Consider the following 16,584-nt stretch of genomic DNA (forward strand, 5'->3'; position numbering starts at 1 on the left):
CCCCCGCACGCACCGCTCGGACCTCGGCGGGAGAGAGCGGCGTCCGCAGGCGTCGTCGAACAGACACACACTCCCGAAGATGTCGAGAACACGTCACCGACTGATGCCGCTTTCCCACGACGCTGGGCGACGGCCGGAATGCCTGGCAACGTGATGCCGCGCCGGGAGCCGCAGCAGGCTCCCGGCCAACAACCCACGACGCAGGCCCTGTTCGACCCATCCGGCCCGCGCTCCACACCAGAGCCACTACGGGGGAAGCATGTCTTTTCGCAGCCGACTCACCCGCCGCGCCCAGCTCACCGTCATGGGCGTCACCGCGGGCGGCGTCGCCGCCGCCGCGATCGCGGTCGTACCGTCGCTCGTCGGCAGCACCTCCCCGGCGCCCGTGCCCGTCGCCGCCGAGACCGCCTACGGACCCGAGCCCGAGGCCGACGGCAAGCTGGTCACCCGGCCGAACGAGCTGACGACCATGGCCACGGCCGCGCTCTCGCCCGACACGATGATCAACCGGGCGCGCGCCTGGCTCACCGCCAACAACGGCAAGCCCGTCCCGTACAGCATGGAGCGCGTCTGGAAGGACGGCTACCGCCAGGACTGCTCCGGCTACGTCTCCATGGCGCTCGGCCTGGGCAAGCCCGGCCTGAACACCGTCGGCCTGGCCGACTCCCGAAGCGGCGTCACCAAGCGCCTCGGCAGCGTGAGCCAGCTCCAGAAGGGCGACCTGCTGATCGACCACCGCACGGACGACGGCGACTTCCGGCACGTCGTGATCTTCGAGAAGTGGGCGAACTCGTCGCACAGCGCCTACTGGGCCTACGAACAGCGCGGCACCTACGGCACGACCCACCGGCAGCTCAGATACGGACTCGGCAACGACAACTACGACCCCTTCCGCCCGGTCAAGCTGGGCGGCGGCAGCGGTGGCGGTGGCGGTGGCGGCGGGCAGCTGCCGGCCCCCAGCGTCTCCTGGCCGGTCCTCAAGAGCGGCTCGCAGGGCGCCGACGTACGGACCGCCCAGCACCTGCTGTCCTCGCGGGGCCACGCGCTCGACGCCGACGGCGCCTTCGGCACCAAGACCCGCGCCGCCGTGATCGCGTTCCAGAAGTCCCGCTCCCTGGCCGCCGACGGCGTCATCGGCCCGAACACCTGGTCCCAGCTGGTCAAGACGGTCCAGTACGGCTCCTCCGGCCAGGCCGTGAAGGCGGCACAGGCGCAGCTGAACGTCTATGGCTACGGCCTCAAGGTCGACGGTGCCTTCGGCGCGAACACCAAGGCGGCCGTGATCGCCTTCCAGAAGAAGCATCGCCTCCAGGTCGACGGCGTCGTCGGCCCGCAGACCTGGCGCACCCTCCTCGGCAGCCGCTGACCGGCCGCTCCCCCCGCCACCACGCCCGACGGCCCCTCCCGCACGGCCCCCTCCCGCACGGCGCACGGCGGGAGGGGGCCGTCGGACGCGGCCGCCCTGGGCCGTCGCCTCGGAGGCGCTGGTCGGTCGTCGCACCACTCAGGAGCCTTCTGGGCCGTCGTGGTCGGGGCCGTCGACGACGAAGCGGTCACCGAACGACGAAAGACCCCGCTCCGAGGAGGGGCGAGGGAAACGGGGACACGCGGCGAACGGCAACAACGAGAACGAGCCGCACGTCCGGTCCGTCCGCGGGACGGGCGCAAGCTTCGTCTTGCCCGCCGAGATGAACTCCGCTGGGGCCCTACCCCACGACGAACCGATGAGGGGCGCGGTGCTCCTCGGCGCGATGCTTGGCGTCGGGTGGCTGTTCGGGGTGCTCGGTGAGCACTTGCCCAACGGGCCACGATCAGCACGGTGTCCTTGCGGACCCGCTTGCGCACCGGGTTCGCACCCTGTCCCGCAGAATCCGATGGTGCGACGCGCTTCCGGCGTCAAGAATCACCGGATGCGTGAAGTGAAGCTGTCCGACGGGATCGTCACTCTGTCGCCCCTGCGCCTGGACGACGTGGAGGCGCATCTCACGGGGGAGGACGAGCAGCTCGTTCGCTGGCTCAACGGCGGCCCCGGCACGCGCGAGGGCGTCGAAGCCTACATCCGGCACTGCCGGGAACAGTGGGACACCGCAGGGCCGCTCCGCGCCTTCGGTATCCGGGTGGGTGCCGACGACGTGCTCGTCGGGACGGTCGACCTGCGGTTCACAGGAGAAGGCCTGTCCCCCGGCCAGGTGAATGTCGCCTACGGCCTCTATCCGTCCTGGCGGGGGCGCGGTCTGGCTACTCGCGCGGTCCTCTTGGCGACCCGGTACGCGGCGGGTGAGGGCGGGACGGAGGCGGTCATCCAGGTGGAGCCGGAGAATCCCGCGTCTGCCGCAGTCGCGTGGCGGGCAGGGTTCACCCCCGGCCAGCAGACACACAGCAAGGACGGCACACACTTCGACCGGTACACCCGGGACCTGCGCGCCGCCGCCCAGTGAACCTCTTTCATGAAGAGGTTCGGCAGACGCCGCGTTCTCGGCATGGGCGGGGCTTGTCGGCGGTCGCCTCGTCCGTGTGACGCCCCCACCCTCGTGTGTCAGCGGCAGGCCGTACACTCCGAACGCATCCAAAGGAAAGATCGCAGCGAGTCCGTGCCTGGGCCCTGGACGAGCACGACGGGTTGCAATTCTGCCGACACGGAACTTCAGCAGGGGCTGTTCGGACGGGCTGGTGCATCGGCACGTAAATGGGGAGAGAATGGCGACACTCGAGGAAATCAAGGCACTGCTGGGGGAACCCTGTTTCGGTTGGTCCGATCCTGCCCCTTGGGTCCAACTGGAGCAGGAACTCGGGATTTCTTTTCCCGACGACTTCCGGGCCATAGCCGATGCCTATGGTCCGGTGGTGATCAACAAGGGATTGCGCCTCTACCACCCTGGGCATTCGATCAGGAACCTGGGGGAAGAGATCAAGGATTCGATCGAGTTCTGGCTTGAAGAAGATTCCGCGGATTTCCTTCCCCGTGGGGCAGGGTCTCGCCCCGGAGAGCTGTTGCCGGTTGCGACGGGCACATCAGCAGAGACTGTCTTCCTGCAAGTGCCGTACGAGCCCTCGGCCCCATGGGCCGTATGCGTGCAGGAAATGGACAGCGGGGAATTTGTGTCCTACGAGATGACGTTCGGCGACTGGTTGCTGGCGTACCTTAAGGGCGATGATGTGATGGCGGGTTCCTCTGTCCCGGATCACCCGTCCTATGAACCCCTGGATTGCTGAGCCTCTTTCATCTGGCACACCGCTGTGGTTCACCCGCGCCGCTCCAGGCAGGACTCACGAGCTGACCGCGGCCGGGCCCACGGCGTCGTCGTGAGGAGGGGGCGGGTCACCCTCCGTGCCGGGAGGCGCCGGGGGCGGGGGTGGCGGTGAGCTCGGAGGTCCACCGGCGTACCACCGGCCAGGAGGTCCGGCAGGACGCCGACGGGTGGGGCGACGTCTTCGTGGCGGGTGTCGGTACCGGCGGCGCGCTCATCGGAGTCGGGCAGATCCTCAAGGAGAAGAACCGCGTCCTTCCCGTCTCGGTCGAGGGAGTCCGTTCGTGCGGGAGTTCCGGCACGAGGGCGCCGTCGTCGTGGTGATCGTGCCCGGCACCGGCGGGCGCGCCGCCCTGGATCGCGGTGCCGGCGGTTCCGCTGACGTCGTGGCGCACGGCGGGGACGGTGGGCGCGGTCCGAAGGGGCGCGGCCTCGCGTTCACCGGATCTGACCGGGGCGCCCGGTCGTGTCCCGGAGGGCTCCTGTGGGCGGACGTGTCACATCGTGAGGCGCTGTGCGGTCAAGGAGGCGGACACCCGTCATCGTTCTTGAACAGGAGAAGGAGCCTCCGTGTTCGCCACCTACGTCGTCGTCACCGTCCTGACCTCGGTCGTCAACGGTCTCGCCGCCATCGCCAACCTCATCGGCCACGACCATCCCAAGAGCCAGGCGGACAAGATGGACGTTCCCCGGTCCTGGATGCCTCTGCTGGGCGTGCTGCTGGGCTCGGGGGCGGTGGGGCTGGTGGCCGGGTTCGCCGTGCCGCTGTTGGGGGTGGCCGCCGCCATCGGCCTGCTGCTGTACTTCCTGGGTGCGCTGTGGGTCCATCTGCGGGTCGGTGACTACCAGCTGGGTGCTTGGGCCGTGTTCTTCTGTCTGCCCGCGGCCGCTCTCGTCCTGAACCTGGCCCACCACGGCGCCTGGTGACCGGAGTGCGACGGAAGCCGGAAGCGGGGGCTCGCCCTTTCCGTGGGCCGTGCCCCGGGGCGGAACCCGCGCCCGGGTGCGGGGGAGCCCTCCGCGAACACGGGGCGGCGGAGCGCGTCGTACCGCCGGCCGGGCCGCCCGCCAGGTCCGCGAGCACGCTGCCCTGCGACCCGGACGGGAAGCGGACCGCGACCTGACCCCGTGTCCCCGGCCCGCCGCAGGACGGTCTAGATGAAGATGATTATCATCGGCTAGTGTGTGCCCGCTCGCGCCGGGTGACCTCCGGGGCGGGCTCGATCGTTCCGCCGGACCCTGGCGGACTGGAGCGAGGGGGCGCGGTATGGCCGAGGTCTCGGCGAAGGCGACGACGGCACCACCGCGACACCTCGGGCCTCCGGTCGGAGGCGGCGCGCGCGGGAAGCCGCACCCGCGCGGCGGCCGGCCGGGTGCGGTGCTGGTCGCGGTGACGGTGGTCGCGGTACTCGCGGGGCCGTGGCTGGAGGGGCTGTTCGGGATCGCGGCGCTCGGCGCCTGGCGGACGCTGCTCATCGCCGTCGTCGTCCAAGGCGTACCGTTTCTCCTTCTCGGTACCGTCGTCTCGGCGGCCATCGGCGCCTTCGTCCCCGCCCGGGTCTTCTCCAAGGTGCTGCCCCGCAACCCCGCTCTCGCGGTTCCGGTCGCCGGGGCCGCAGGGGTGGTCCTCCCCGGGTGCGAGTGCGCCTCGGTGCCGGTCGCGGGAAGTCTGATGCGGCGAGGGGTGGCCCCTGCCGCCGCTCTGACCTTCCTGCTCGCCGCGCCCGCCGTGAACCCGGTGGTCCTCGTCTCGACGGCCATCGCGTTCCCCGGCAGCCCGGAGATGGTGGCCGCTCGGTTCGGCGCCTCGCTCGTCACGGCGGTCGCCATGGGCTGGCTGTGGCTCAGGCTGGGGCGCGAGGAGTGGCTGCGGCTGCCGACGGGCGAGGCGGACCGTGCTCCGGGTACGAGCCGGCTGGCGGCCTTCCGGCGCGGGCTGCAGCACGACTTCCTGCACGCGGGCGGGTTCCTGGTGGTCGGCGCCATGGCGGCGGCGACGTTCAACGTGCTCGTGCCGCCCTCCGTTCTCGAGGTCTTCTCGGGCTCGCCCTGGCTGGGCGTCCTCGTGGCGGCGGTGCTCGCCGTCCTCCTGTCGGTGTGCTCGGAGGCGGACGCGTTCGTGGCCGCCTCGTTCACCGGCTTCTCGCCCACCGCCCGCCTCGCGTTCATGGTCGTGGGGCCGATGGTCGACATGAAGCTCATCGCCCTGCAGTCGGGAGCCTTCGGGCGGGCGTTCGCGGTGCGCTTCTGTGCCGCCACGTTCGTCGTGGCTGTCCTGTGCTGCGTATGCGTCGGAGGCGTGTTCCTGTGACCGGACGACCCATCCCCGCGCGCGCCCCGCGTCCGCCGGCCGAACTCGCCCTGCCCGTCCTCCTGGTGCTCACCGGCGCGGCCCTGCTGCGTGCCACCGTCCGCAGCGACGTGTATCTCCGGTACGTCAAGGAGGGGTTGTGGCCCTACCTCGTCGCCTCCGGCGTCCTGCTGGTCCTGCTGGGCCTCGCCGGCACCGGTGCCGAGGTGGCGCGTCGCCTCCGCCAGCCCGTGCTGAGGAGGGACGCCTCCGGCCGCGGGTACTGGCACGACCCGTCCGACGGCCACGCGCAGGCGCACGGAGGACACGGAAGCGGAGACGGACACGGAAGCGGAGGCGGACACGGGCACGGGCACGGCGGTGCGCCGCGGGTCGCCTGGCTCCTCGCCGTTCCTGCCCTCACCCTGCTCTTCGTCGCCCCGCCGGCGCTCGGTTCGTACACGGCCTCGCGTGACGGCGCGGGGGCCCGCGTCGAACGCTCCGTCTATGAGGAGCTGGCGGACGGGCCGACCACGCCCATGGCGCTGGAGGAGTTCATCGGACGCTCTGCGTACGACTCGATGGCGCTGCGGGGGCGCAAGATCCGGCTCCTCGGGTTCGTCACCGCCGGTGAGAGCCCGGGCACCTGGCACCTCAACCGCCTGAAGGTCGGCTGCTGCGCGGGCGACGCCCGGACCCTCCGCGTGGAGATGCGCGGAGCGCGGGCGCCCGGCGAGGACGTCTGGGTCGAGGTCACCGGTGTCTGGCGCCCCGGTGACGTCGATCCCGACCGGCCCGTCCCGGCCATGGACGTCGGCGAGCTGAAGCTCGTCGCCAAGCCCCGCAACCCTTACCAGGACGCTCCGCCCGCGGGCGACTGAGCCGGGCCTCGGGGGCGCGTCCGGCCTCGTCGCCCGGGGCCGCCCGGATCGGTTGGGCGTGGCTTCGTCGTGCCCCGTATCCCGTACCCCGTGACCCGCTTCCGCGCCGATCCCCTCGATGGGGCCCGGCGATCAGGAAGCGTCACGTTGTGAACATGGACATGAATTTCATGAGCATCTACGCTCTGTGTCGTCACGTGTGAGAGGAGTGGTCCGAGGTGACCGAGAGGTCGACACGGCAGCGGGCGGCGGTCGTCGCCGCCTTGACGGAGTCCCTGAGGTTCGTCTCCGCCCGGCATCTGCACGGCTTGCTCTCGGAGGCCGGGGCAGGGGTGGGCCGCACGACGGTCTACCGCGTGCTCCGGCACCTGGAGGTCACGGGCCGCGTCGATGTCGTCCAGGTCCAGGGCGGGGAGCGGTTGTTCAGGCTGCGCGGCAGGGAAGGCCACCGGCACCACCTCATCTGCCGGCTCTGCCGCGTCAGCAGGGCCGTCGACGCGCGTTCCGTCGAGCGCTGGGCGGTCGAGGTGGCCGGCGAGCGGGGCTTCACGGCGGTGGAGCACACGGTCGAGCTCGTCGGTGTCTGCGGTCCCTGCCACGCGCGCCGTCCGCGGGTGGCGTCCCCGTAGGCGCGTTCGGCCCCGCCCCGATTGCCGACCGTTGGCCGCCGACCATGGGCCGTTGGCCGCCGACTGCCGACGGCCAGCCGCCAGCCGCCGACCGCCGACCGCGCGACGCGCGCCCGGTCAGCGGTCGGCGGTCGGCTGGTGGTCGGGTGGGGTCAGCGTCCCACGGCGTCGCGGTCCGGGCCACCGGGCTGGGGGAGGAGGACCGCGTGGCCGCCGTGGTGGAGGGGCGTGTCCAGTACGACCCGGTGTGCTTCCTCCCCGGTCCCGGCGTCGATGAGGTGCACCTCGCCGTGGCCGCCCCGGGTCACGGCCACCCAGTCCGCCTCGGGGGAAGCGGCCACCGCGCGGCGCTGTACGCCCTCCCAGGGGGTGTGGCCGCGGCCGGGTGCCCCCTCCATGGCCGGAAGGGGGACCTGACGGAGCGTCGAGTCGTCGTCCAGGAGGAGCAGTTCGTCGCCGTCGGGGTGGATGCGGGCGAACGCGGTGGCGGCGCGGGAGAGGGCCAGCCGGAAGACGAGTCCCGGTCCGAGCTCCGTCAGGGTCGTGGTGCCGGCGTCCAGCCGGTGGCACCATGCCCGGTTGGTCCACTCCGGCCAGCGCAGCGGATCCGTCGGCCCGCCGCGCAGGGTGGACCACAGGGCGCGCCTGCGGGGATCCAGCCGCAGGTACCAGCCGCGCGCGGCGGTGACCCCCCACGGGATCGGCTTCTCCATGACGAGGCCCTCGCCCTCCCGGCGTGCCCGGTGGACGCCCTCGGCGGTGGCCGCGAACACCCGCTGGGCCGACGGGTCCTGGGCGTCGCCGTGTCCGTCGTCCGGCAGGGGGTGGGACGCGATCGGCGCGACCGGGGGGCAGCCGGGCGGTGCGTCGAGGAGCTCGGCGAAGCGGTGGACGGCCAGGGCCCCCGGTTCGCGGTGCCGCAGGACGACGAGGGGGGCGTCGGAGCCCAGCACCGTGACGCCGGGCTCTCCCGGCCGGGTGCGGACCCGCGCCGCGTCCCCCGTCGCCAGGTCCACGACGGTGATCAGGTCGGACCACGGGGAGCTGTTCTTGCCGAGGCCCGTCGTGACGGCCACCCACCGGCCGGAGGGGTCGCTCGCCAGGTGTTCGGCCGGCACGGCCACGGGGATCGCGGACTCCACCGGCTCCCGGCCGTACGGGGCGAGCACGAGCAGCTCGCCGCGCCGGTCGTCGACGCAGGCCACCCGGCCTCCCGGCAGGGGCAGGAAGCCGGCGTGCTCGGAGAGGTGGCGGCCCGGTATCCGTCCGACCACCGTGCCGTCCGGCACGGTCACGAGGTGGACGGCGCCGTCCACGTGGTCGGAGACCAGGAGCAGGGGGTCGGTGGTCATCGGGGTTCCTCCGTGGGCATCTTGGAGCATGATGAAAATGATTATCATGTATGGTCGGTGCGTTTTCCGACCCCTACACGAAACGAGGGCACCGATGCCGCGTTCACTCCGCAGACGTACACGAGGCGGACTTGCCGCACTGATCATGGGATCCGTCCTGCTGGGATGCGGTACGGCCGCGGAGTCCCCGGCCGAGGGGGCCGGGGCCGAAGGGACCGGCGCCGCCGTCACCGAGGTCACGGTGAAGCCCATCGAGGAGACGCTCCGGCTGACGGATGCCAGAGGCGTCGAGGTCGCGCCGAAGCGGAAGCCCGAGCGCATCGTCTGCCTCGTGGCGCTCTGCGACGACATCCTGACCGAGCTGGGCATCGTCCCCGTGGCCACCAACAGCAAACTCCTCGCCCACCCGGGCTTCCTGGGGAAGGAGAAGGCCGGGAAGGTGGCGGTCGTCCCCGGTGGCTTCATAGCCCCTGAGGTGGAGGCGGTCCTCTCCCACCGGCCCGACCTCGTCATCGGGCTCCAGGACACCCATGGCAAGCTCGCCCCCGCCCTCGAGGGAGTGACCACCTTCTGGCCCGTGCAGCCCACCACGTGGGAGGAGAGCGTCGGTTACCTTCGGGACGTCGCCGCCCTCACCGGCCGCACGGCACAGGGAGAGAAGGCGGAGCGGACCTTCCGTACCAAGCTGGCCGAGGCCGAGCGGACCAGGAGCGACAGGACGGCGCTGATCGTCTACGGCAGCGACGAGAACTTCGGAGTCGCCACCCCCGGCACCGACGTGGTCGCGGGTCTGTTCCCCAAGCTCGCCGACTACCCCTGGAAGTCCCGTGGGGTGGAGGGCAGTTACAGCCTGGAGGAGATCCTCGCGCAGGGCGTGGACGTGCTGTTCGTCGAGACGATGAGCTTCGGCCCGCCGGACGGGCAGCTGTCGGAGAAGCTGGCGAAGAACCCGCTCTGGGGCAAGATCCCGGCCGTCCGGAACGGAGACGTCCACGAGGTCGACCCCGAGGTGTGGGCCAAGGGACGCGGCACGCGTTCGATGGGTCTGGTCCTCGACGAGGCCACGGCCGCGCTGAGGTGAGCGGGCCCGTCGAGACCGCGGCGCCGGCAGGCCGCTCTCCCTCCGCTCCGGGGGAGGGGCGGGCCGCGGTACGGGTCTGGGCGCAGCCGGCGGCGCTGGTGGCCCTCCTCGTCGGCGCCGCGTGGTGCGCCCTGTGCCTCGGCACGCCGTACGTCCCGCCGCACCGGCTCTTCGGCGGCGGGGACGAGATCGCCAGGGTCGTCGTCACCGAGCTCAGGGTCCCGCGGCTGGTGCTCGCGCTCGTCGCCGGAGCCTGTCTCGGGGCCGCCGGACTCGTCCTGCAGGAGGCCCTGCGCAATCCCCTGGCCGTGCCCGAGATGCTCGGCGTGTCCTCGGGCGCCGCCCTCGGAGTGGCGGCCCCGCTGGTCCTCGCCGTGTCGGTGCCCGCCGCCGTCGAGCCGCTGCTGGCCCTCGGCGGGGCGGCCCTCGGCGGCGGGCTGACCCTGCTCGCCGCCGGTCTCGGCCGCAGCCCGTCCGCCGTCCTGCTCACCGGGGCGGCGGTCGCCGCGGCGCTGCAGGCCGCCCTCCTCGTGCTCATGGTGATGGCCGACCAGCTCGACCTCCAGCTGATCTACCGGTACCTCCTCGGTTCGCTCTCCGCGCGCACGTGGGAGGACGTGACGGGGCTGTGGCCGTGGCTGCTCGTCGCGGTCCCCGCCCTCGTCCTGTGCGCACCGGTGCTGGCGGTGCTGCGCCTCGGCGACGACGACGCGGAGGCGCTCGGCGTGCGCGTGCGGCGGGCGCGGTTCACCGCTCTCGCCGTCGCCGTCGTCCTCATCGCCCCGGTGACCGCCGTGTGCGGCCCCGTGGCGTGGGTCGGGTTCCTCGCCCCGCACCTGGTCCGTCGCCTCAACCCCCGTTCCGACGCGGTGGGCTGGCTTCCCTGGTCGGCGGCGTGGGGCGCGGCCGTGGTGGCCGTCGCCGACGTGCCGGCCCGGCTCGCCCTGGCGCCGGTGGAGACGCCGGCCGGTGCCTGGACGGCGTTGCTCGGTGTCCCGGCCGGGGTGGCGCTCCTGCGGAGGCGGCGATGACGGAGAGTTCGAGATCCGCGACGACGGAGATTCCGAGGACCGGGATGACGGAGAACCCGAGGAGCGCGACGACGCCGCGGCGGCCTGCGAAGACGGTGCGCCGGTACGCGGTGCTGGGCGCGCTGCTCGTCCTGGCGGCGGGCGCCTCGCTGCTCGCGGGCCGCGCCCTCTCGCTGGGCGCGGTCGTGGACGTGCTGTCGGGCGGGGGGGACGCGCTGGCCCGTCACGTCTTCCTCCGGCTGCGGTTGCCGCGCATGCTGGTGGCCCTCGGCGCGGGGGCCTGCCTCGGTGCGGCCGGGCTGGTCCTCCAGTCGGCCCTGCGCAATCCGCTGGCCGGCCCGGAGGTCACCGGAGTGACCCCGGGCGCGGTGCTCGGGGCGGTCGCCGCCACCGGGCTCGGGCTCGCGGGGTGGCAGTCGCCGTTCGCCGTGGTCGTCGCGGCGTACGCGGGCGGCTGCGCGGGAGCGGGGCTGCTGTGGCTGCTCGGCGGACGGGGCGGGGGCGACCCCGCGCAGACCGTGGTGCACGGCGTGCTGGTCTCCGCGGTTCTCGGCGGGCTCACCGCGATGGTGCTCCTGGTCGCGCCCGGTGAACTCGGCAGCGTCGTGCAGTGGCTCGTCGGCAGCACCGAGGGACGGGTGTGGGAGCACTGGCACCTGCTCTGGCCCTGGGCACTGCCCTGGCTCCTCGGCGCGTGGCTGATGACGGGGCCGCTGACCCTGCTGCGCTGCGGCGACGAACTCGCCTCGGCGGCCGGCCTGTCGGTCGCCCGGGCGCGGACGCTCGCCCTGGCGTGCGCGGTGGCGCTGACGGCGGGGGCCGTCGCCTCGGTGGGCGCGCTGGGGTTCGTGGGGCTGCTCGTCCCGCACCTCGCGGTGGCGCTCTTCGGCGCCGACCTCCGGCTCGCGTTGCCCGGCGCCGCGCTGCTGGGCGCGGTCGTGGTGTGCGGGGCGGACGCGGTGGCCCAGGCGGCCTCGCGGCTGCTCGCGCTGGCCGGGGGCGAGGCGGACCGGATCACGCTGCCCGTCGGAGCGCTGACCACGTGCGCCGGCGCCGTACTGCTGCTGGTCGTGGTGCGCCGGACGGCGGACCGGAGTTCCTAGGGCTGCCCGGCGGACCGGGGTTCCTGGGGCTGCCCGGTGGACCGGGGTTCCTGGGGCTGCCCGGTGGACCGGGGTTCCTGGGGCTGCCCGTCGGATCGTGCCGGGTCCGCTCCCGGGTGGTGTTTCCCGAATTCGGATGTGAAGGACAGATGATGAGCGAACCCGTCGGCGTCCATGTCGAGGGCGTCCACTTCGGATACGCCGGGCGGCCCGTGCTGCGCGGTGTCGACCTGACCGTCGGGCCGGGTGAGCTCACCGCACTGGTGGGCTTGAACGGTTGCGGCAAGTCGACCCTGCTGAGGCTCGCGGCCGGGCTGCTGCGACCCGGGGAGGGGCGGGTGCTGCTGGGCCCGCACGACCTGGCCCGGCTCTCCCGCCGGGCCGCCGCCCGGCTCGTGGCGCTGCTCCACCAGTCCGCGCCCGCGGTACCCGGCATGACGGTGCGTCAACTCGTGCGGCAGGGGCGTTACGCGGCCCGCGGCCCGCTCGGCATGCTGCGGGAGGGCGACGACGCCGTGGTGCGCCGGGCGCTGGAGGACGTCGGGGTGGGGGACTGGGCGGAGCGGCCCGTGGAGGCGCTCTCCGGCGGGGAGCGGCAGCGGGTGCGGCTCGCCATGGCGCTGGCGCAGGACACCCGCGTCCTGCTCCTCGACGAGCCGACCACCTATCTGGACCTGCACCACCAACTCGATGTGCTGCGCACGGTGGTGCGCCTGCGCGAGGAGCGCGGGCTGACCGTCGTCATGGTGTTGCACGACCTCGCCCACGCCGCCCGGTTCGCCGAACGGATCGTGGCGCTGCGGGACGGCCGGGTGGTGGCCGACGGGACGCCGAAGGACGTGGTCACGCCGGCGTTCCTGGCCGACGTGCTGAAGGTCTCCGGCCGGGTCGGCAGGGACCCCGAGGGCGGCTGGCCGGTGTGTTACCCAGATCACCCTCTGGCCCACTAGTAAAACGATAATCATATTCATTAGCGTTCAGGTCGTGGCGCTCGACCGAACGCCGCAACTCCCTTGCGAAGGAGGAACGTTCATGGAGAACGAGCAGGTCTTCTCTCCGATCGTCGACCCGGGCCAGCTGGCCCACGACTCGGCGTCCCACTCCAACGCCCTCGTCGAGAACCCGTTCGAGGACACCGAGGAGTAGTCGAGGGTCCGCCCTCGCTCGCGGGCCCGTCCTCCGGGGCGGGCCCGCGCCCCCGTTCCCCACCCCGACCCGTAGGAGAACCCCGTGTCCCGCACCCAGCTCGCACCCGGCGTCGAGGTCATCGCCGTCGACGAGGGCGGACTCGCCGTCCGCACCGCGGACGGCGAGTTCCTCCGGGTCCACACGGGCGACGCGGACGGGAACGCCCTCCGCTCCCGTCTGGCCGGGGCGGCCGCGACCCGCGCGGACGCCGGAGTGGACCGGCTCGTCTCGGCCTTCGACGCGGCCGGCTACCTGACCGGGAGCGGCCGGCGGACCGCGGAGGGAGGGGCCTTCGACGCGGCCCCGGCGTGGCCCGCGGAGCGCCGCGACGTCCTGCTCCTCGGCGACCCCGCCCTCACCGGGCCGCTCGCCCGGCAGCTGCGGGCCGCTGGGGCGTCCCCCCGGCCCGGCACGCCCGGGGACACGACGGCGCGACTGGACGCCGCCGCCGTCGTCTGGTGCCTCGACGGCCCCGTGCCCGACGGCCTGTGGGACGAGGCGGACCGGCTGCCCGAACGGGGAACCGCCTGGCTGCGGTGCCACCGCGAGGGCTGGCAGGCGTACCTGGAACCGGTCGCGGCCGCCCCCGGAGACGTCACCTCCGCCCACGTCCGCGCCCGCCGCCTCGCCGTCACCCCCGCCCACCGCGAACTCGCCGCCTACTGGAGGGGACCGCGCACCCGCGGCGTCCCCGTCCCCCTCACCACGCCCGCGGCCGGCCTGCTCGCCGCACTCCTCGCCGACGACCTCGCCCGGTGGGCCACCGACGTGCCCGACACCGGGGAGCTCCCCGCCCGGCGCCGGCTGCGCCGCGTCGACCTGCGCACCCTGACCGTCACCGAACACCCGGTCCTGCCCGTCCCCGACGTCGCGCGGACACCGACGGGCACCCCGTGACCACCCCCACCGCCCCCACCACCCCCATGACCACCCGCACCACCTCCGTGAACGGCCTGGCCACCGACGTCCGCCTCCCCGAAGGCCCCGGCCCCTTCCCGACCGTGCTCATCCGCACCCCCTACGACCGCCGGGCACACGGCGCCGAACTGCGAAGCTGGGCGCGCAGGGGATTCGCCGCCGTGGCACAGGACGTCCGCGGCCGCCACGCCTCACCGGGGGAGTGGCGGCCCTACACCCACGAGACCGCCGACGGCGCGGACACCGCCCGCTGGATCCGGGACCGGCCGTGGAGCGACGGCCGCCTGGTGGCCGTCGGCTCCTCCTACGCCGCCCACTGCGCCCTCGCCCTCGCCCTGGAGGCGCCCGGGGACGCACGCCCCGACGCCGTCATCGCCGCCGTGCCCGCCCTCGGCATCGCCGACACCGCCCGCGAACCCGCGGGAGTGGAAAGGCTGCTGACCCGGGCCGGCTGGTGGGCGGCGCACGGCGACCGCGCCGACTCCGACGACGCGGCGCTGGCGAACGCCCTCGCCGCGGACCCCGGGGCACTGGCCCGTCTCCCCCTGCTCGACCTGCCGCGGCGGCTCGGCCGCCCCCTGCCCTCCTGGCCGGAGGTGTGGCGCCGCCACGACCGGGGACGCCTCCTCGCCCGCGCCCCGGGAGCGGGGATGCCGCTGCTCGCCGTCGGCGGCCACCACGACCACTTCGCCGAGGAGACGGCCGGCCTGTGGCGCCGTTGGGGCGGCCCCTCGGCGCGCCTGGTGATGGGGCCGTGGGGGCACGGCCTCACCGCGGCCCCCGGCCCGGACGCCGCCCCCGCCCATCACGTGCGCCTCGGCGACCTCTACGCCCGCTGGACGACCGCCGCGCTCGCCGGAGCCCTCCGGCCGGGCCGGGCAGGAGCGGTGGCCCTCGGAGGCAGTCCGCTGTGGACGGCGGCGGGCGTCGAGGGCGACCCGTGGGCGCCACGCCTGTTCCCGCTGGGCGACCCCGTCTTCACCGCCGATCCGGAACGCCCGGTCTCCTCGGCCGGGCTGACCGTGCCGGCCGACGGGGAGCGCGACCGCTGCGTCCTGGTCTCCGCGCCCCTGCCCCGGCCGCTCGACCTCCTCGGCCCCGCCAGGCTGCGGCTGCGCGCCCGCGCCGACACCCCGTCCGCCGACTGGTTCGCACGCCTGGTCGCCCTCGGCCCCGACGGGCGTGCCGAGCGGCTCGCCGTCGGCGCCGCCCGCCGCACGGGACCGCCCGGGCACACCGCGGAGCTCACCGTCCCCCTGGGCCGGCCGGCCCGACGCCTGGCGGCGGGCACCCGGCTCCGGCTGGAGATCACCGGCCACCACTTCCCGGCGCACGCCCGCAACCCGCACACCGGCGAGGACCCGGTCACCGCGACCCGGCTCCTCGCCTCCCGTCGGGAAGTCGATCCCGCGTCCGCCCAACTCGTGCTGAGCGCGCTCCGCACCCGACCCGTCCCCATCGATCCCGCGGAGGAGATCCTGCGATGACACCGCTGCCCATGGAAGCCCTGGTGGATCCCGTCTGCGGGATCATCCGCAAGGTCAAGCCCGTCGAACACCCCGAAGGCGCGCCCCCCCGCTACACGGCGATGACGGCCGAGGTCGCCGACGCCCGCAGGCTCGGCCTCTGGCCCGCCGACCGCGTCTCCCTCGGCACCTCCTTCGGCGACCCCCGGACCGCCCGCGTCGCGGCCATAGCCGAGGGCGTCGAACGCTACTGCGGCAACCGGGTCCCCCCGTCCGGGCACCCCGACGCGCCCCTGCGCGCCACCGCCGCCGAGCTCACCGCCCGGGGCCTGCGGACCTACGGACCCGACCGGCTCCCCGCGTACGCCGACTGGCAGTACACCCGCCCGGGATTCCCCTACCGCCCCCTCACCGACGACACCCCCGCCCTGTGGGCCCGGGGAACCGAGCGGCTGCCCGGCGGGGCGAGCGCCGAGGTGTGGGCCCCCGTCGCGCTCACCCACCTCAACTGGCGGCAGGGCGAACTCCGCTCCCTGCCCCGCACCCACCACCTCAACTACGCGGGCATCGCCACCGGCCAGGGCCTCGACGACGCCGTCGAACGGGGCCTGCTCGAGATCGCCGAACGCGACGCCCTGGAACTTTGGTGGCACCTCGACGGCCCCGCCCGCGGCATCGACCCGCGGACCGTGCCCGGGCTCGCCGACGACCTCGCCGGATCCGGACTCCGCGTGTGGCTCGTCGAGATGCCCTCCGAGTTCGCCCCCTGCGTGGCCGCCCTCGTCCACGACCCGCGCCTCGACCTGTACGCGGCGGGCTTCGCCTGCAAGTACGACCCGGCCGAAGCCGCCCGCAAGGCCGTCCTCGAAGCCGTGCACACCTGGGTCTTCACCCAGGGACTCACCGACCCGGACGGCTGGGTCTTCCAGGCCGTCGAAGCCGGGCTGCTCGCCAAGGGGCTCTACCTCGACCACCGCGAGGACCGCCGCTACCTCGACGCGTGCGGGGACCGCTTCGAGCACGTCAGGGACCTGGGCGCACACGTACAGGTGTGGCTCGACCCCCGGATGGCGGCCGAGGCACGGCGGTTCACCGACCCCGCCCTCGGCACCGTCGCGCTCGACGCCGTCCCGCCCGGCAGCCGGGAGCGGATGGACCACGCCCTGGAACGGGGCGGCCACCGGGTCATGACCTTCGACCTCACCACGGAGGACGTCGCCGAGACCGCCCTCCGGGTCGCCCGCGTCCTCGTCTCCGGGCTGATCCCCAACGCCCCCTCCGCCTTCGGGTACTTCGGCTGCCCCCGCCTCGCCGACGCCGCCGTGGCCCGCGGCTGGCGTCCCACGGCGCCGCACGCCCCCGAGGACTTCACGCTCGCCCCGCCGCCCCACATGTGA

16 protein-coding genes and 1 pseudogene are annotated in these 16,584 nt (G+C 74.0%); 16 read left to right on the forward strand and 1 reads right to left on the reverse strand.

Going from position 1 to position 16,584, the window contains the following annotated elements; translation table 11 throughout:
• Positions 1-259 precede the first annotated feature (259 nt).
• From ACF1ED_RS20790 to ACF1ED_RS20825, 8 genes and pseudogenes are all read left to right on the forward strand, one after another.
• A complete protein-coding gene (locus ACF1ED_RS20790) occupies positions 260-1,366 on the forward strand; it encodes a peptidoglycan-binding protein (protein WP_391762470.1) in 1,107 nt (368 codons plus the stop codon).
• A 544-nt stretch (positions 1,367-1,910) separates the two neighbouring features.
• A complete protein-coding gene (locus ACF1ED_RS20795) occupies positions 1,911-2,438 on the forward strand; it encodes a GNAT family N-acetyltransferase (protein WP_391762472.1) in 528 nt (175 codons plus the stop codon).
• 259 nt (positions 2,439-2,697) lie between these two features.
• Positions 2,698-3,213, forward strand: coding sequence for an SMI1/KNR4 family protein (locus ACF1ED_RS20800; RefSeq protein ID WP_391762474.1), 516 nt, complete (start codon positions 2,698-2,700; stop codon positions 3,211-3,213).
• Positions 3,206-3,303 (forward strand): annotated as a pseudogene (locus ACF1ED_RS20805) (IS5/IS1182 family transposase); the annotation flags it as partial. The gene ACF1ED_RS20800 and the pseudogene ACF1ED_RS20805, both read left to right, overlap by 8 nt.
• Positions 3,304-3,818: 515 nt before the next feature.
• Positions 3,819-4,175, forward strand: a complete 357-nt coding sequence (locus ACF1ED_RS20810; protein WP_391762476.1) for a DoxX family protein — start codon at positions 3,819-3,821, stop codon at positions 4,173-4,175.
• A gap of 340 nt (positions 4,176-4,515) precedes the next feature.
• Positions 4,516-5,559: a permease gene (locus ACF1ED_RS20815; protein ID WP_391762478.1), complete on the forward strand. Its 1,044-nt coding sequence runs from the start codon at positions 4,516-4,518 to the stop codon at positions 5,557-5,559.
• The gene (locus tag ACF1ED_RS20820; RefSeq protein ID WP_391762480.1) at positions 5,556-6,419 is read left to right on the forward strand and encodes a TIGR03943 family putative permease subunit; all 864 of its coding nucleotides are present in this window, start codon (positions 5,556-5,558) and stop codon (positions 6,417-6,419) included. Before ACF1ED_RS20815 ends, ACF1ED_RS20820 begins: the two co-directional genes overlap by 4 nt.
• Before the next feature lie 218 nt (positions 6,420-6,637).
• On the forward strand, positions 6,638-7,048 hold the full coding sequence (locus tag ACF1ED_RS20825) for a Fur family transcriptional regulator (protein WP_391762482.1): 411 nt from the start codon (positions 6,638-6,640) through the stop codon (positions 7,046-7,048).
• A gap of 152 nt (positions 7,049-7,200) precedes the next feature.
• Here the strand turns inward: ACF1ED_RS20825 and ACF1ED_RS20830 are convergent, their stop codons facing one another.
• Positions 7,201-8,400 carry a YncE family protein gene (locus ACF1ED_RS20830; RefSeq protein WP_391762484.1) on the reverse strand — a complete coding sequence of 400 codons (1,200 nt, stop codon included), beginning with the start codon at positions 8,398-8,400 and terminating at the stop codon, positions 7,201-7,203.
• Between the two features lie 94 nt (positions 8,401-8,494).
• Here ACF1ED_RS20830 and ACF1ED_RS20835 point away from each other — a divergent pair, with 94 nt between their 5' ends.
• The 8 genes from ACF1ED_RS20835 (at position 8,495) to ACF1ED_RS20870 (ending at position 16,584) form a co-directional block, all read left to right on the forward strand.
• Positions 8,495-9,481: an ABC transporter substrate-binding protein gene (locus ACF1ED_RS20835; RefSeq protein ID WP_391762486.1), complete on the forward strand. Its 987-nt coding sequence runs from the start codon at positions 8,495-8,497 to the stop codon at positions 9,479-9,481.
• A gap of 95 nt (positions 9,482-9,576) precedes the next feature.
• Positions 9,577-10,512, forward strand: a complete 936-nt coding sequence (locus ACF1ED_RS20840) for a FecCD family ABC transporter permease (RefSeq protein ID WP_391762937.1) — start codon at positions 9,577-9,579, stop codon at positions 10,510-10,512.
• Between the two features lie 44 nt (positions 10,513-10,556).
• Positions 10,557-11,615 carry a FecCD family ABC transporter permease gene (locus ACF1ED_RS20845; RefSeq protein WP_391762488.1) on the forward strand — a complete coding sequence of 353 codons (1,059 nt, stop codon included), beginning with the start codon at positions 10,557-10,559 and terminating at the stop codon, positions 11,613-11,615.
• Positions 11,616-11,767: 152 nt separating this feature from the next.
• Complete coding sequence (locus tag ACF1ED_RS20850) at positions 11,768-12,565, forward strand: ABC transporter ATP-binding protein (RefSeq protein ID WP_391762490.1); 798 nt, start codon at positions 11,768-11,770, stop codon at positions 12,563-12,565.
• An 82-nt stretch (positions 12,566-12,647) separates the two neighbouring features.
• A complete protein-coding gene (gene amiA, locus ACF1ED_RS20855) occupies positions 12,648-12,761 on the forward strand; it encodes a streptamidine family RiPP (RefSeq protein ID WP_268256605.1) in 114 nt (37 codons plus the stop codon).
• A gap of 84 nt (positions 12,762-12,845) precedes the next feature.
• Complete coding sequence (locus ACF1ED_RS20860) at positions 12,846-13,700, forward strand: hypothetical protein (protein ID WP_391762493.1); 855 nt, start codon at positions 12,846-12,848, stop codon at positions 13,698-13,700.
• 26 nt (positions 13,701-13,726) lie between these two features.
• Positions 13,727-15,208 carry a CocE/NonD family hydrolase gene (locus ACF1ED_RS20865; protein WP_391762939.1) on the forward strand — a complete coding sequence of 494 codons (1,482 nt, stop codon included), beginning with the start codon at positions 13,727-13,729 and terminating at the stop codon, positions 15,206-15,208.
• Positions 15,205-16,584 (forward strand): YcaO-like family protein, encoded by a 1,380-nt coding sequence (locus ACF1ED_RS20870; RefSeq protein WP_391762495.1) that lies wholly within the window; start codon positions 15,205-15,207, stop codon positions 16,582-16,584. Before ACF1ED_RS20865 ends, ACF1ED_RS20870 begins: the two co-directional genes overlap by 4 nt.

The organism is Streptomyces sp. NPDC014656, from assembly GCF_043084305.1.
Classification (GTDB): Bacteria; Actinomycetota; Actinomycetes; order Streptomycetales; family Streptomycetaceae; genus Streptomyces.

Bases quoted from the DNA above. Each gene is read 5' to 3' on its own strand.
- ACF1ED_RS20790 (WP_391762470.1), top strand. From the start codon at position 260: ATGTCTTTTCGCAGCCGACTCACCCGCCGCGCCCAGCTCACCGTCATG.
- ACF1ED_RS20795 (WP_391762472.1), top strand. From the start codon at position 1,911: ATGCGTGAAGTGAAGCTGTCCGACGGGATCGTCACTCTGTCGCCCCTG.
- ACF1ED_RS20800 (WP_391762474.1), top strand. From the start codon at position 2,698: ATGGCGACACTCGAGGAAATCAAGGCACTGCTGGGGGAACCCTGTTTC.
- ACF1ED_RS20815 (WP_391762478.1), top strand. From the start codon at position 4,516: ATGGCCGAGGTCTCGGCGAAGGCGACGACGGCACCACCGCGACACCTC.
- ACF1ED_RS20830 (WP_391762484.1), bottom strand. From the start codon at position 8,400: ATGACCACCGACCCCCTGCTCCTGGTCTCCGACCACGTGGACGGCGCC.
- ACF1ED_RS20835 (WP_391762486.1), top strand. From the start codon at position 8,495: ATGCCGCGTTCACTCCGCAGACGTACACGAGGCGGACTTGCCGCACTG.
- ACF1ED_RS20845 (WP_391762488.1), top strand. From the start codon at position 10,557: ATGACGGAGAACCCGAGGAGCGCGACGACGCCGCGGCGGCCTGCGAAG.
- ACF1ED_RS20850 (WP_391762490.1), top strand. From the start codon at position 11,768: ATGAGCGAACCCGTCGGCGTCCATGTCGAGGGCGTCCACTTCGGATAC.
- amiA (WP_268256605.1), top strand. From the start codon at position 12,648: ATGGAGAACGAGCAGGTCTTCTCTCCGATCGTCGACCCGGGCCAGCTG.
- ACF1ED_RS20865 (WP_391762939.1), top strand. From the start codon at position 13,727: ATGACCACCCGCACCACCTCCGTGAACGGCCTGGCCACCGACGTCCGC.
- ACF1ED_RS20870 (WP_391762495.1), top strand. From the start codon at position 15,205: ATGACACCGCTGCCCATGGAAGCCCTGGTGGATCCCGTCTGCGGGATC.